We start from the raw sequence: 14230 nt of genomic DNA on the forward strand, positions 1-14230 counted from the left end.
GTACGTTAAAATGGCCATGTCCATTACGGGCATTGTGTCCGGCATAGACTGGGACAGTATGGTGTCAGAATTGCTCGAGAAAGTGAAACAGCCTGCTTATGTAATCTTGGATAAGCGGGACAGACTTGAGCGGACGAAAACCCTTTGGGAGGAACTCCAGGTCTCCATGCAAGCTCTGCAAAGCGCCCTGTCGCCCTTGAAGTTAGTCTCCACCTTCAAGGCGAAGGAGGTTGAAATCGAGAGGCTCGACCGCAACACCTCGTATAAGGGAGTTTTGACTGCGACCGTCAACGCGGATGCTGCGATCAACATCCACGAACTGGAGGTTGTGCAGTTGGCTAAAGCCCAAGTCAACCGTTCTAACCAGTTTTCGTCCGTCACGAGCCAATTCGGCAATATTTTGGGATCAAGCAGTTCTTATTTCTACATAAACGCCGGCGGGCACAAAGTACGTATTGACGTAGCCTCGACGGATACGCTGACTTCCCTCACGGACAAGATCAACACGCAGCTCAAGACCCAGAGTTCCCCCGTCGGAGTAACGGCGAGCGTCGTGGATAACAAGCTCGTCCTTAAAAGCGACAACACGGGTTTGGGAGATACGACGCACACGGCGACAATAACGCGATCCGTCAACTCTTATGACACTGTGTTTTTCAGCACGAGCTCCGACAATACCGACTCCACCTATGACCCTCCTACTTACACCCTCGACATGGAACTGGGCGGCGGTTTCGGCGAAGGGAGGATCACCATTATGGGCGCAGATGGCACAACTTACACGTCGGGCGTAGATTTCGACGTTGTGGGCGGCGACTCTGTACGCTGGAGAATTTTGGATCCAGTGGTCCCCCCTCCAGGAGCCCTTTATTATGACACGTACACGGCGTATGCGGGAGACACGTTCTCGATGACGGCGACGCGTTCTTCAGATGGCAACGTGGATTCGTTGGTTTTGCCTTTCACGCCAAAGTCCGGAGGCGAGGTAAATGTCGAATTCGGAGGTAACACTTATTCCTCGACGGACGCGAATCCTGTTTTTCAAGTCACTTCCGATGGCTCGATACACTGGTTAGACACCAATAAACCGGTAGATGGAGAGAGTTACAAGGTAACCTATATCGCCGCAGGAGATGAAAGCGTTACTCTTGAGATCACACGCAATAATAAAGACGAGTTGTCAGTAAACTACGCCGATATCGTGGGAGGAACCACCACGATCCAGCAATCAGGAAGCCGGGTCTGGAGAGAAGGGATCGACTTCGACATCGTGCAGGATATCAACGGTAAGGCAGTAGTCCAGTGGTACACGGGAGGAGCCGGAGATGCCCCAGAGCCCAACAGCTCTTACGACATAACATTGTACAAAATCGACGGCACGACAGATACCATTAGCGTCACACGTAATGCTGAGGACACGTTCAGTTTGCCTCACAACGGCACGTTTGAAACCGATCCTCATGGGATGCACAAGATAACGTACAATGGCTTAACTTTCGATTATAGTACCTCATCGGTCATAGATGCCTGGTCTTATGACGCCAAACTCGACTCTTCGAATCAGAATCTCGTGATAACATGGGCAGCGCCAAATCCAGCGTCAATGAATCCCCCCTCCCCTGGAATGCATTCGAAGACTCCTGCCTACGGGAGCACGTATACCGTTGAATACACCTATGGTGCCAACACTTTTTTCCTAAGCGACGACGGTAACGGTACTCTGGCCGCGTTTGGTTTGGATAACATGGACGCAGACCATTACACGGCGGCACAAGATGCACTGCTGGTGCTAAACGGCGAGACGGTGAGTCGCTCCTCCAATTTCATAGGCGAGGGCTACGGGAATGAGCTGATCACGGGAATGACCCTGCAACTGAAGGGCGTAGGACAGGTGTCGCTTGATGTTTCGCAGGACGCGGAGAGCGCCGTCACCGCGTTGCAGAATTGTGTCACAGCCTACAACGACATTTTAGACTGGATCAACGTGCGCATGACAGAAAAAGCACTAGACGATACCGCAAAGGCCACGGTGGACAGCGACGATTTTCGTATGAACTGGGGGCTTTTGAAAGGGAACTCTCTTCTGCGCACCACGAAGAACTCCATGCGCCTACTGACGTCTCAAGTGTACGCCGCGTTGTTTACGGAGCGTGTCAGCCGTAACGCGATCTTCGGCACGATGTTGCAAAACGGAGTCCTCAGAGCGGAGAACTTTACCATTAGTGCGGGAGACCGCACCCTGAGCGTTACTGTAGATCCCAGCGACACGCTCTCGATGGTCGCGGCGAAAATCAACAACCCTCAGCTCGACGGGCAAAACAACCCGTTGTTTTACGACGCGAACGGAGAAGCCTACTCCATACCTCTTGCCAAAGCTGAGGTGGAGAACAACAAGCTGGTTATACGGGGGGACGGCCAAGTTTCCCTTGGTGGTTCGACGTCTATGTTGTCGTCGCTTGGGTTGAATTACGAATATTCGACACTCTCTCAGATCGGAATAAAGCTCGCTTCTACGGGCACTGTGTCCGATGAGGGGAAAAGTGGCGAACTCAATTTTGACACCAGTACCTTCATGGCTGCTCTGGAAAACAACGCTGACGACGTTTCGGCATTGGTAACGAGCTTTGCGACCCAAATGCAAACCTTCGTGGACAATATGATCAAGTCCTCTCAGAAAGAGGTGGCCTCCGGTTTCACCACGGCTCAAGGTTCTGTTGTGCGTGAGATGAACGCCATCGACACGGAAATCGCGTCAATCGACGAATATCTCGAAAAATTCGAAGCGAGGTTGCAGGCAAAACAGGCAAGTCTTCAGGCTCAATTCGCTGCTGCTGAGGTCAGTCTTTCCACACTCGTTCAACAGGCATCATGGCTTGAAACCGTTACGGCACAGTTGCAATCGTCCTCGTAGACAAAGACAAGTTGAGCCATTGTCGAGAGTTCGGAACTTTTCTAAATTGTCTGATATATTAGTGATAATTGGGGTGGGTATTTTCTTCCCGCCCCAGATACAATTGTCACTGAAATGAAGGTCGCGGTACCCTAGCTATCTACTCTGACGAAGCACATGCCCAGATCTTTGCTGATTAAATTTAATAATCGGGTTTTTTGCCGAATTTGCAATGCTGACAATACCCCAAATAATTTGTTTAATGCTTTCGGCTTAAGTTTCATTTAAGTTCCATTTAAGTTCCATCGCTAGCCGCAATCAAAAGTGCATCTAAATTTTCACTGATCTTCGCCATGTTCCTTTGATGGGGTTGTCCGTCAGCAATGCCAGGGAAGTGGACGAAATGGAAGCCCGGTAACTGAAGCTGGATTTTAGAGAGGATGAAGCCGAAGAAGTCTAAGTAACAGCCACTGCCGGGCGCTGAAGTACGAGGTTCTGGAAGAGGCGGGAGTGGTACAACTAGTGGTACAACTTCAAGTGATCGACGCTCGTGACGGTCGGGTGATACGCAAGGTCCAGGTGGACGAGGTGATCAAGTTCATTGAGGTTAGAGACGCGCGCCCGTGCGTTTCTAATTAAAAAGAGATTTCCTGAAGCTCAAGTTTTTGATATTTTTTTGTGGGCATCGCGCTCACCATTCCTTTGGCTTAAAATCAACTGGAATGTTGATTTTCATCGTGTCGCCGGCCTGCTCTATGACATAGAAGCCGGCTTTCAGGACGGCTTTTTTGACTGAATCGTAAAAGACAGCTCCCGCGATGGCGCCGCGAATCTTGCGTTTGTCATTGTTTTCGTCTTTGTATTTCCTCAGGGTTTCCAATCGTTTCGCAAAGTTATTGATATCGGCGTTCTTCGGTTTAGATTTTACTTCCACAGCGACGATGTAATCTCTATTTTCCAACAAGATGTCGATCTCCGCGATAATCTTTCCCTGTTCGTCCTTGATCTTCTGATTTTCAGCGCTCCCCTTGAAGTGATAACCCAAGGCGTTGAATTTTTCTTGGATATTGGGGGCTACCAAATGTTCAGCCAGTTCACCGAAGCTGTTGTTTAGACCTCCGATGCTTCGACTGGTCTCCTCAACCTGTTGCGTTGTTTTTTCAATCTGTCGGGCGGTCTTCTCTAGTTGTAGGTCAGTTTTTTTCGATTCCTCTCGCAATTCCCGAATCAACCGGTCAGTTTCTTTCATCCGTAGATCAGTTTCTTTCATCCGTAGATCAGTCTCTTTCATCCGTAGATCAGTCTCTTTTGATTCTTCCCGCAATTCCATTAACGCGGCCCAAACCTTTTCAAAGGTAAGGCCCATTTGAGGTTCTCGCCGTTGCGTTTCCATCTGTCTACCTCCTCTTTTCTTATTTTCAGAGAGTATATAATAAAAAACAAAACACGGCAATTTGAAATTTCTAGAGTCTAAGGTTTGGGATTCACGTGGCAAACGCGTCGGGAATCGGCATGTTAAATACACTTTTCCTGACGCGTCTGTTTAACATTGCTGAAATAGAGAAAAATCGGTAATTGAAAAGAAATATATTTTCAGAGACACAAAAACAAGGGGGACGATAAAATAAAAAAAGTCCTCCCTTGAACGGTCTATTCCTTGACTTAACCTAATTTAATTTTATCAAAATTTAATTTTATCAAAGATCGTAAGCGTCAAATTTGCTTTTGGAAATACGTAAAATACCTATTTAAAATCTCCCTTTTAAAATTTCCCCTTCCGCGACTATTTTTAAGCTCACATCACACCACGCAACAATTAGTATATGATCTATTTGACATATTCCCACGACTAAAGTCATGGGATTGTAAGATCGACAAAGACAGCCGACTGAAACCGATCTTACGTCTTCTCCTTTAAGATAAGAGTAGATGTCCCCACTCTTAAGAGTAGATGCCCCTACTCTGAGAATATTTACAGCCTCATTAATATCCCGGTCGTGTTCCGCCCCGCATCTCACGTTGATAAGCCATAAAAGGAGTTTAACATGAAAGTCGACATATGGCAAGAAACCAAATACAAAACAAACGCCGCTAACGGCGGCGTTGCAATTCTCACAAGTTACCCCAACCCGATTTCCTTCTCGATGGGGCGCATAGCTAGAATGGTGTTTTCGATAACTTCCTCCAGGGGCATACCCATCATCTCCGCGCCCTTCTGGATGACCTCTCTGTCCACGCCCCGGGCGAAGGCTTTGTCTTTCCATTTTTTCTTCACGGATTTAACCTCTAGATCCGACAGAGAACGAGATGGGCGCACCAGCCCCGCGGTGATGACCAGTCCCGTGAGTTCGTCGATGGTGAACAACACCTTTTCCATGTCGTTCTCCGGCTTCACGTCGGTGCATATACCGTAGCCGTGAGATTGGACGGCGTGAATGACGCTTTCCTCGATTTCGGCTTGACGTAGCAGTTCGGGCGCCAGATTGCAGTGGCGCGACGGCTTGCTCATCGTCTTTTCCCAATCGATGTCGTGGAGAATGCCCACAACGCCCCAAAGGTCCTCGTCGCCGCCTAATTTCCGCGCGAAATGGCGCATCGTACCCTCCACCGCTAAAGCGTGTTTGATGTGGCTTTCGTCGTTATTGTGTTGCTTAAGCAATGCTAATGCTTCTTCCCTCGTCGGTATCATTGAACTCCCTCCGTAACGCATTCTTATTTTTCTATTTTTTGAACCTAAAGACCGATTGCTTCATCCATTCTCGCGCTGCCTCCGCTTTGTCCTGAGGAAAGGGTTCGAAAACAACCTGAGTCTCCTTCCTCAGCTCTACCGCCAGTTTGTCGGGGTAGGACTCCATATAGACGACCCTCGCGATCCCCGCGTTTAAAATCACCTTGGTGCAGAGAGAGCAGGGTTCACAGGTGCAATAAAGCGCCCCTCCGTCCGTGGCGATACCCATACGCGCCGCCTGAGCAATGGCGTTGGACTCCGCGTGAGAGCCCCGGCACATCTCCTGTCGCTCCCCCGACGGCACATCTAATATCTCTCTCAAACAGCCGACCTCCATACAGTGAGCCGTTCTCGAAGGCGCTCCGTTGTAGCCCGTGCTGATGATCTGCCGATTCTGAACGATCACTGCTCCTACCTGTCGGCGAAGGCACGTGCTCCTCGTCGCGGCCATCATCGCGATCGCGATGAAATAGGTATCCCAGTCCGGCCTGGTGTCTTTCAATTTTTTCAATTCTTGCGGCATTGAGCACCCCTTCCCTCTAGTGTAAACTCTAAAGACCTATTATAGTATTTTTATGTGGTAATTATTGTAAAAAAGGATTGTAAAGTGTAGGGTGTGAACAGTACGATAGAAATATAATTAAATCTATGTTAATATATGTAATTATGAATAGATTGTTAAACATAGGTGAAGCATCTGAAACATTAGGGGTTTCAATCACAATGCTACGGCGTTGGGAAAAAATCGGGCGAATTAAAGCAGAATACATAGTAGGCGGCCATCATGTTGATGTTGATAGCGCATAGGATAGACCTCAACCCGAACAACAAGCAAGCAACATATTTTGCCCGTGCGGCAGGTTGCGCCCGGTTGGCGTACAATTGGGCGTTGGCTGAGGCGTTGGTTGAGTTGAATGGAAGCGGCAGTACGAGGCGTGGAAAGCCGACCCGGCAAACCCAAAACCTAACCAGATGGCACTACGGCGCAAACTGACGATACCCTAGATGATTCATGCCTTCCGAAGGCCGACCCCCAAGGCGTGGCAGGAGTGGATTTAGGAGTGGATTGAGGTATTATGACACTGGCGGTGCTCTCGACGGGAGAATGCGTAGTTGGACCGAAGGCGCATAAGGTGTTACTGCAACGCTTGCGGCACGCTTCTCGTGATTTTTGTGGCAAGATATGCTCGTGCTGCGGAGAAAAGCTAGGAGAGTTGCCGCTATCGGTTCGGGAATGGACGTGTCCGCAATGTGGCGCACGTCATGATGGTGACGTAAACGCCGCAGTCAAATTAAGAAATTACGCCGTGAGTTCCATGGTGTCAGCCTGGTGTCAGCCTGGTGTCAGTCTGTGGAGAGGAAAGCTCTGGCCGTCGTCGCGAGATGGTCGCGAGATGGTCGCGAGATGATGGTGAAACTGGCCTCGGTGAAGCAGGAAGCCAACAGTAAACTTGCTCCTGATCATCTTTGCTCGGATTTATTCAGATTTGCATAGGTTTGACAGAACGGTGGAGATGGGAGTAAACGACTTGAACAATCTAGATTTCTTCAGTGGACAAGCGGAGGTGACAGTGGAATATCACGAATCTACGCCGTCCACTCAACTTCGGGCGCGAGAATTGGCCCGCGAAGGAAAGCTCAAGGCTATTGTGGTCGCGAAAGAACAGACGGCGGCTCGGGGACGCCTTGCCCGCCGCTGGGAAGCCCCTAAGGGCAGCGGGCTCTATTTTTCTATTCTCTTTCGTCCTGAGTTGCCACCCGCCACGGCGCACCTAGTGAACGTGGCGGCGGCTTTGTCTGTAGCTGAGGCCGTCAGGTCTCTTCTGGGCTTGGAGCTACGTCTCAAATGGCCTAACGACCTTCTGCTCCCCCAGGCCAGTCCGGCTGAGGACGAAGGGGATAAAAAAGTCTGCGGCATTCTGTCGGAGTCAGCGACCCGAAACGGCGTGATCGACTATTGCGTCACGGGGATAGGGCTTAACCTCTACAAGCCTCCCTCTTTTCCCGCGGAGGTAGCGACGCGAGCGGGTTGGTTGCGCCAAACAGAAAGGGAAAGAATAGACGAAACGGAACTTTTGGCGCGGATCGTCAGGAATTTTTTTCGATGGGTAGACGCCTTGGAGCGGGAGGGAACGGCTCCCATGCTGAAAATCTATCGGGAGCGATGTGCCTCCGTGAGTCGGGTTCTGGAGGTGGAGACTAGCGAGGAAACCTTGAGGGGACTTTGCCTGGGCATTGGGGAGCATGGCGAGCTGATCTTGGAGACACCGGTCGGACCAAGGCGATTTTACGTGGCCGATGTGGTCCATGCCCGCCTGGGCTCTGGATAAAGCGTTTAAAATAACGACACGGAAGGGAACGATGGACTCATGAGCGTATTGGTTACGGGCGGAGCCGGGTATATTGGTAGCGTCACAGTAGAGGCTTTGCTCGCGACGGGAGAGGACGTGGTCGTCCTGGATGACCTCAGCGACGGGCATAGGGAGGCTTTGAGTGCTGGTGTTCCCTTTTACGAGGGAGACGTGGCGGACGTCGCTCTTCTGGAAAAAATTACGGCTGCCCACAGACCGACGCAGGTGATCCATTTCGCTGGCTTCATCTCTGTCTCGGAGTCCGTGGCGGATCCTCTCCGGTACTTCGAGAACAACACGGCCAAGGTAGTGCGGATGCTCTCGGCTCTTCGGGAGCAAGGCGTGAAAAACGTGGTTTTTTCCTCGACAGCCGCTGTCTATGGAGAGCCGGAATACACGCCCATCGACGAGGAGCACCCCCAAAAACCCACGAACCCTTACGGGCTTTCCAAACTTTTTGTGGAACGCGTTTTGGACTGCCTCGACGCGGCCCATGGCATAACGCACGTGGCGTTGCGCTATTTCAACGCGTCAGGATCCACGAAACACAAGGGCGAGGCCCACCACCCCGAAAGCCACTTGATCCCCCTAGTGCTCCAAGTCCCCCTGGGACAACGGACTCATGTTGATATCTATGGCACCGATTACCCCACGCCGGATGGAACCTGCGTCCGGGATTACATTCACGTGGCCGACCTGGCGGAAGCTCACGTGAAGGCTCTACGCTATTTGAAAGAAGGCGGGGCTAGCCAGAAGATCAACCTTGGAAATGGTCGGGGCTTTTCCGTGAAGGAGGTAATTGCCGCGGCGGAAAAAGTTACGACGACGAAAATCCCCGTTCAGGAGAAACTGCGTCGGAGCGGTGATCCCTCGATTTTGGTCGCCAGTGCGGAGAAAGCGCGCAAGATCCTGGACTGGACACCTCTATTCCAACTCGAAGATATCGTACAATCTGCCTGGTACTGGCACAAAGCCAATCCCAACGGTTATGCTAGGCATTAAGTCCTTGTATGAGGGAGACAATCGGTTGCTTTGCCCTGGAGGACTTGACCGCAAGGCGAGCTTAGGTTAAAAATAGGGGTGGTATTTGTGAGAAGTCGCTGTTTATGATCTCTCGATAAGTATTGTAATCTCTCGATAGTATTCGGTGGATCAAAGAATTTAGCGATATCAAATGCAAGGAAATGCGAAAAGAGATTGAAAATCCATGAAGGAGGTTTTTTAGGATGACGAAAACAGACCTGATTGACAAGGTCGCGGAATCCGCAGGAATCACGAAAAAAGACGCGGGCGCTGCCGTGGGGGCGGTGTTCGATGTGATCACCAATGCTCTTGCCCTAGGAGACAAAGTTCAACTTATAGGGTTTGGCTCTTTCGAGGTTCGCCTGCGCTCTGCGCGGGAAGGACATGATCCTCAGGACCCGAAGAAGATCATTCACATTCCAGAGAAGAAAGTTCCCGTTTTCAAAGCGGGTAAGGTTTTGAAGGACAGTGTTGTTTAAAGTACGCAGAAATTCGTGAATCAAGTATGAGGCCGCTCGTCAGTCGAGCGGCCGGCTTTGGATCGGCTATTATATGATTTGAAATATGTTGGAGATATAATTGGAAAAAATATAGTTGAACCGTTCACTCTACCGTATCACTCTACCGTAGAATAGGATCCATTCCAGAGGCTGTCGCGCGCAAAGAGTGCTTCTAAGGCTACTCTTCGCGTTATTTTGTGCTTTTATTCGTAGTTCCAGATTTTTTGAGAGGGATTGGGAGAAACCTCTCTGCCCTCGCTCCAGCCAAACCATCCGCTGTCATAAATAGCGGACGGCCAGTTCATCAGATGGGCGAAAAACCACGCCGTAGAGGCGCGCGCGCCTGTGCCACAGTAAAAGACCACGGTTTTGTCGGGGGTGATGTCAAGATCGACCCACATCTTTTCAACCTCGATATAACTGCGGTACGAACCGTCCGGATCAAAATAAAAACTAAGATCGCTTCTGTTTTCGCCAAACCCCGCGCGAGCCCAATACGCTCCGGCTAATTCTCCTTTTGCTTTGATATAGGAATGGCGCACGACTTCCCCTGTAAATTCCGGCCAACTACGTACCGAACAAACGCGCACGTTTGAGTCTTGCAGGAGATTTTTGACCTCTTCTGTGCTTTTAACGTATTCCGGACGCAGGGGGACGTTTCGGCCGAACTCTGCCGCTTGGGGGATATGAATCGTCGTTTCTGAGGGGTACCCCATCGCGAGCCATCGCTCGAAGTTGCCGTTTAGTAAACGAACATCCTCGACTCCCGCGTATTGCAGCGCCCAGAAGGCAATAGTCGCGCTAATCGTGTCCGAGCCGTTGCCATATAGGATGACGGTAGTATCTTTCGTGATCCCTTCTTTTGCTAGGCGCGCGGCCAGAGTTTCGAACTCGAAAAGATCCCAATAATGCTTTTCGTTCTCAAATGTATCGGAGTCCAGGTGATAGGCCCCGGGAATGTGCCCATTTTTATAGGCTTTACCGGCATTCTCCAAAGTCCCCCAGCTACATTCATAGATCGCGAACGACTTTCCGCCGAATGTGTCGGCCTTTCCCGTGCTGACGAGTTGGTGAACCCACTCCGGACTTACCAAGGATTTCCAGTTTGGAGCCTGAGCGACGGGCAGAAGCTCGTTCTCAGCCCACGCGTTAAACGCCTCCGTGAAATAGGCCGTGTTCTCGTAGCCAGCTAAACGCAACAAAAAATAGAGCCCCGTCCCGCGGGTGTCAAAATTCGAGTAAATGACTAATTCTTTTTCGGGAGTTAAGGTTTTTTGGTACAGAAGCTCATAAACGGCTTCTTGAGGTTTGAGCTTACCCGTGGCGTCGCACGCCCAATCAGGGTCGAAGCTGACGGCCGTGCGTATATGACCGCCCCGTTTTTCTTCGTTAAGCGCCCAGCCCAAATATTCTTCGTCAGAACGCGGATCCAGCAGGGCGAGCTTGTAGTCGCCAAAGCGCGAAATAAGCCCACGCAAGTCCACAGCCGCTTCTGGACGGACTTGAAGGTCAAAATTTGTGGGAGGCGGCGTTCTCGTGTTCGTAGAAACAGGAAGACCCAATTTCTGGTAAACTTTGAACCCTCCATTCAAGAGACTCACGTTCGTGTACCCGGCGTACTCCAACAACCAAAAAATCATTCCCGCCGGACCTTTCAGGCCCCCGTCGTCGTAGACCACTACCGGCGCGGACCCCACACCAGCCGCGCCGAAAAGTTTTTGAATTTCCTCAGAGGACTTTAATGAACGATCTTTTTCGATGAAAAAAGATTTCCAATCCAGTGTAACGGCGTTCGGGATGCGCGGGATATCCGAACCGAGGCGTGCGTCGATGAGAAGCGCTTCAGGCGGAATAGCGTCTGGTTCGGTTAAAAAGGAACTCCTCCATTTCGGCGTCAAATATTCCGGCGTTAAATTTTGAGAACGCGCCGGAAAAGGGAGGGAAACACAGAGAATAGAAACCATTAGTGTGAGGTAAGCGAAACTCGAAAAACGATCTTTTCCACGCATACATTGTGTTCTCCTTTCGAAATAGTATTGAACGATCTTCATAGATTGAACAATCTTCGAAATAGATTGAACAATCTTCGAAATAGGTTGAACAATCTTCAAAATAGGTTGAACAATCTTCAAAATAGGTTGAACGATCTTCGAAATAGGTTGAACAATCTTCGAAATAGATTGAACAATCTTCAAAATAGATTGAACAATCTTCAAAATAGGTTGAACGATCTTCGAAATAGATTGAACAATCTTCAAAATAGGTTGAACGATCTTCGAAATAGTATTGAACGATCTTCGAAATAGGTTGAACAAACTTCGAAATAGATTGAACAATCTTCGAAATAGTATTGAACGATCTTCGAAACAGGTTGAACGATCTTCGAAATAGTTCGAAATAGATTGAACGATCAGGGTGTTTTTTCAAAACGTTCTTTTCACGACGCAGTCGTCGGCCGGGATTGGCACATAACGTACCTTGTTGCCTTCCTTCAAGTCGCCATAAAAAGCCACATAGTAAGGGCGAAAAACAGTTTTGACTTCCAGCGGCTCCAAGATCATATTGCCTCCGACGCGTCGCCTCAAAATTCTGCGGGCAAGCACATTGCCTCGTGTCACTAATGCCGATTCGGAGTAACTGGACCATTGAACCTGTTTATCGTCGACTTCCATCTCGGAGATCTTAAGCCCTGTTCCGTCGTAATAGGCGACTCCCGACGTGGAGCCATTCGCGATAACGCGTATTTTGCTTTTGCGGGGAGTCGCGTTTTTTCCGAACCACGCAATTATCGGCCACGAAATCGTGGTTATTTCATACGTAATCAGCTTGTTTTCGATAAAAATCACGCGTATTTCGTTCGGAGGTTTTCTGCCGATGATCAGCCTGCCCAAAAGACCTAACTGCCGGTCCAAAAGTTTTTCGGCTTCTTCTCTGCTTATTTTGATAGCGAAACTGTCCAGTTTCAAAATCAGCACCCCATATCTATATATCTATACGGACCGCGCCAGCTTTATGTAGGCGCGGCCTTGTTCCTGAATCAACTTTTTTTCGGCGCATTCGATTTTGAAAAAGTGATAACCTGCACGATATACCTTAGGAAAATCAAAATCGTGACAATCGCTATACCGTAAGGAACGACCTCGCCGATGATGTAATCATTGTTGTTGATCAAGCTAGTGCCGATAAACACAGCCTCAAGAACATACAAAAGACACAACACGCCGTCGATGCCAAACCATTGGATTTCGTCGTCCTTTTTCGTCTTGTTGACCTTACCGATTTCCGACATGTTTGTTTCTCCTCTCTAGCCTTGAATTTTCATATTGTCGGCGTTGATGTCCGAGCCAATTTTATTGCCGATCACATACGCTATCAATGACAGCGGCAACGCCACCAACAGCGGTTCCAATATACCGACGCTCTCCGAGATAGTGATGGGATAATATTGCAAGTACGCAAAGGACAAACAACCAACCAGCATCGAAAGGACGCCCCCCGCTGGCGTCTTTTTGCCCTTATACATCAGAGCCCCCAGCACGGCGACGAAAACGGTGGACATCCAGAGGCTGGACATGAACGCGAGGGCATCGTAAACGAGTTTGAAACGGTACGCGAATACGACGCCGATGCCCCCCAGTATGCAAGAACCGATGCGGCTCAAGTTGATGAGGCGTTTGTCGGATATGGAATTCTCGGCGAAAACGCGCGCATAAAGATCCTTCGCGAGAGTCGTTCCTCCGATAAGGTAGTAGCTGTCCAAGGTCGAGATGATGGCGCCGAAAAGTCCTATGATGAAAAGGGCCCTTATTCCAACAGGCAGATATTCCAAGATCATCTGAATGTACGCGAGTTCGGGTTGCGCGTCCGGCCTGGCCACGTGCACGATAATGCCGGCAACCATCGTCACAATGTCAAAGCCCATCCACAGGCAAAAACAAGTGAGCATGGCGCGGCGTCCCGTCTTTGCGGAGTTGCTTGCCGAGAAGCGCTGGTAAAACGTTGGGTCGGCATAGACGTTGATGCACAGAATGACCAACATGATGGCCTTCGTGGGAGCCATTCCGGCGACGGGATGCATGAAAGCCGGGTTGTCGGCGGTCGCGGCGCGGATGCCCTCCAGACCGCCAACGCTGTGGAAAATTTGGGGAAAAACCAAACATACACTGACGACCATGAACAGGAAAAAGATCATATCGGTGACGGCGACACCCATCAGTCCACCAAGGCACGTGAGCGCGATAGTGATGATGACGACGATGACGCCGACCACCACCTTGTTGATGCCCCAGGCGGCCTCCCCCACGAATCCCGTCGCGGTGATCTCCCCAATTTGAGAACAGTAGACAAACAGAAAGATCGAAGCGATGACGGCGGCGAATTTTCCGTATGTATTCTGTATAACATCAGGAATGGTGACGTCCGTACGAACATGAACCTTTGGCCCAACCCATAAGGCCAGAGGGAAACGCACCGCGTGCGCGCCGATGGACCAGAGGAACCATGACGCCAGCCCAAAGACGGACGCGTATCCGATGGTTCCGATGACCCCGACCCCGCCGTACCACGAAGCCATCAAAGTTCCCACCACGAGGGACCAGGGTAAACTTCTATTGGCCAGATAATAGCTTTCCATATCCGTTACCGACTTGGAAAAATAATATCCAACGGCAAGCACACCCGCAACAGCCATAACAATGACGATGTTGTCGACCCAGGTTAACACACTATTTCCTCCTTT

The 14230-nt window shown here is 50.0% G+C and carries 14 protein-coding genes; 7 read left to right on the forward strand and 7 right to left on the reverse strand.

Annotation, left to right across the window (positions count from 1 at the left end; all coding sequences use genetic code 11):
* Window positions 1–10: 10 nt before the first annotated feature.
* Entirely contained in the window at window positions 11–2911 is a 2901-nt protein-coding gene (gene fliD, locus LBJ36_07130; protein MDR1378810.1) for a flagellar filament capping protein FliD, read from the forward strand.
* Between the two features lie 670 nt (window positions 2912–3581).
* Here the strand turns inward: fliD and LBJ36_07135 are convergent.
* From LBJ36_07135 to LBJ36_07145, 3 genes are all read right to left on the reverse strand, one after another.
* Window positions 3582–4283: a hypothetical protein gene (locus tag LBJ36_07135; protein MDR1378811.1), complete on the reverse strand. Its 702-nt coding sequence runs from the start codon at window positions 4281–4283 to the stop codon at window positions 3582–3584.
* Window positions 4284–5009: 726 nt separating this feature from the next.
* Window positions 5010–5579 carry an HDIG domain-containing protein gene (locus LBJ36_07140; GenBank protein MDR1378812.1) on the reverse strand — a complete coding sequence of 190 codons (570 nt, stop codon included), beginning with the start codon at window positions 5577–5579 and terminating at the stop codon, window positions 5010–5012.
* Window positions 5580–5610: 31 nt separating this feature from the next.
* Window positions 5611–6141 carry a cytidine/deoxycytidylate deaminase family protein gene (locus LBJ36_07145; protein ID MDR1378813.1) on the reverse strand — a complete coding sequence of 177 codons (531 nt, stop codon included), beginning with the start codon at window positions 6139–6141 and terminating at the stop codon, window positions 5611–5613.
* A gap of 143 nt (window positions 6142–6284) precedes the next feature.
* Here LBJ36_07145 and LBJ36_07150 point away from each other — a divergent pair, with 143 nt between their 5' ends.
* The 6 genes from LBJ36_07150 to LBJ36_07175 all read left to right on the forward strand — a co-directional run bounded on the left by LBJ36_07150 (window position 6285) and on the right by LBJ36_07175 (window position 9471).
* Complete coding sequence (locus LBJ36_07150; GenBank protein MDR1378814.1) at window positions 6285–6425, forward strand: MerR family DNA-binding transcriptional regulator; 141 nt, start codon at window positions 6285–6287, stop codon at window positions 6423–6425.
* Complete coding sequence (locus LBJ36_07155) at window positions 6409–6612, forward strand: helix-turn-helix domain-containing protein (GenBank protein ID MDR1378815.1); 204 nt, start codon at window positions 6409–6411, stop codon at window positions 6610–6612. Before LBJ36_07150 ends, LBJ36_07155 begins: the two co-directional genes overlap by 17 nt.
* Before the next feature lie 82 nt (window positions 6613–6694).
* Window positions 6695–7027, forward strand: a complete 333-nt coding sequence (locus tag LBJ36_07160; protein ID MDR1378816.1) for a transposase — start codon at window positions 6695–6697, stop codon at window positions 7025–7027.
* A gap of 120 nt (window positions 7028–7147) precedes the next feature.
* Window positions 7148–7948 (forward strand): biotin--[acetyl-CoA-carboxylase] ligase, encoded by an 801-nt coding sequence (locus LBJ36_07165; protein MDR1378817.1) that lies wholly within the window; start codon window positions 7148–7150, stop codon window positions 7946–7948.
* A gap of 39 nt (window positions 7949–7987) precedes the next feature.
* Complete coding sequence (gene galE, locus LBJ36_07170; GenBank protein MDR1378818.1) at window positions 7988–8971, forward strand: UDP-glucose 4-epimerase GalE; 984 nt, start codon at window positions 7988–7990, stop codon at window positions 8969–8971.
* A gap of 224 nt (window positions 8972–9195) precedes the next feature.
* Complete coding sequence (locus tag LBJ36_07175) at window positions 9196–9471, forward strand: HU family DNA-binding protein (GenBank protein MDR1378819.1); 276 nt, start codon at window positions 9196–9198, stop codon at window positions 9469–9471.
* A gap of 224 nt (window positions 9472–9695) precedes the next feature.
* Here the strand turns inward: LBJ36_07175 and LBJ36_07180 are convergent, their stop codons facing one another.
* The 4 genes from LBJ36_07180 to LBJ36_07195 form a co-directional block, all read right to left on the reverse strand.
* Entirely contained in the window at window positions 9696–11501 is a 1806-nt protein-coding gene (locus LBJ36_07180) for a hypothetical protein (GenBank protein MDR1378820.1), read from the reverse strand.
* A 414-nt stretch (window positions 11502–11915) separates the two neighbouring features.
* The gene (locus LBJ36_07185; protein MDR1378821.1) at window positions 11916–12467 is read right to left on the reverse strand and encodes a hypothetical protein; all 552 of its coding nucleotides are present in this window, start codon (window positions 12465–12467) and stop codon (window positions 11916–11918) included.
* Window positions 12468–12529: 62 nt separating this feature from the next.
* Window positions 12530–12781 (reverse strand): hypothetical protein, encoded by a 252-nt coding sequence (locus LBJ36_07190; protein ID MDR1378822.1) that lies wholly within the window; start codon window positions 12779–12781, stop codon window positions 12530–12532.
* A gap of 15 nt (window positions 12782–12796) precedes the next feature.
* Window positions 12797–14215, reverse strand: coding sequence for a sodium:solute symporter family protein (locus LBJ36_07195; GenBank protein MDR1378823.1), 1419 nt, complete (start codon window positions 14213–14215; stop codon window positions 12797–12799).
* Window positions 14216–14230: the final 15 nt, after the last annotated feature.

The organism is Synergistaceae bacterium (assembly GCA_031267575.1).
Taxonomy (GTDB): domain Bacteria; phylum Synergistota; class Synergistia; order Synergistales; family Aminobacteriaceae; genus JAIRYN01.

Coding starts and splice junctions, on each gene's coding strand:
- LBJ36_07150 (MDR1378814.1), top strand. CDS start 6,285: ATGAATAGATTGTTAAACATAGGTGAAGCATCTGAAACATTAGGGGTT.
- LBJ36_07135 (MDR1378811.1), bottom strand. CDS start 4,283: ATGGAAACGCAACGGCGAGAACCTCAAATGGGCCTTACCTTTGAAAAG.
- galE (MDR1378818.1), top strand. CDS start 7,988: ATGAGCGTATTGGTTACGGGCGGAGCCGGGTATATTGGTAGCGTCACA.
- LBJ36_07155 (MDR1378815.1), top strand. CDS start 6,409: ATGTTGATAGCGCATAGGATAGACCTCAACCCGAACAACAAGCAAGCA.
- LBJ36_07145 (MDR1378813.1), bottom strand. CDS start 6,141: ATGCCGCAAGAATTGAAAAAATTGAAAGACACCAGGCCGGACTGGGAT.
- LBJ36_07180 (MDR1378820.1), bottom strand. CDS start 11,501: ATGCGTGGAAAAGATCGTTTTTCGAGTTTCGCTTACCTCACACTAATG.
- LBJ36_07160 (MDR1378816.1), top strand. CDS start 6,695: ATGACACTGGCGGTGCTCTCGACGGGAGAATGCGTAGTTGGACCGAAG.
- LBJ36_07190 (MDR1378822.1), bottom strand. CDS start 12,781: ATGTCGGAAATCGGTAAGGTCAACAAGACGAAAAAGGACGACGAAATC.
- LBJ36_07140 (MDR1378812.1), bottom strand. CDS start 5,579: ATGATACCGACGAGGGAAGAAGCATTAGCATTGCTTAAGCAACACAAT.
- fliD (MDR1378810.1), top strand. CDS start 11: ATGGCCATGTCCATTACGGGCATTGTGTCCGGCATAGACTGGGACAGT.
- LBJ36_07175 (MDR1378819.1), top strand. CDS start 9,196: ATGACGAAAACAGACCTGATTGACAAGGTCGCGGAATCCGCAGGAATC.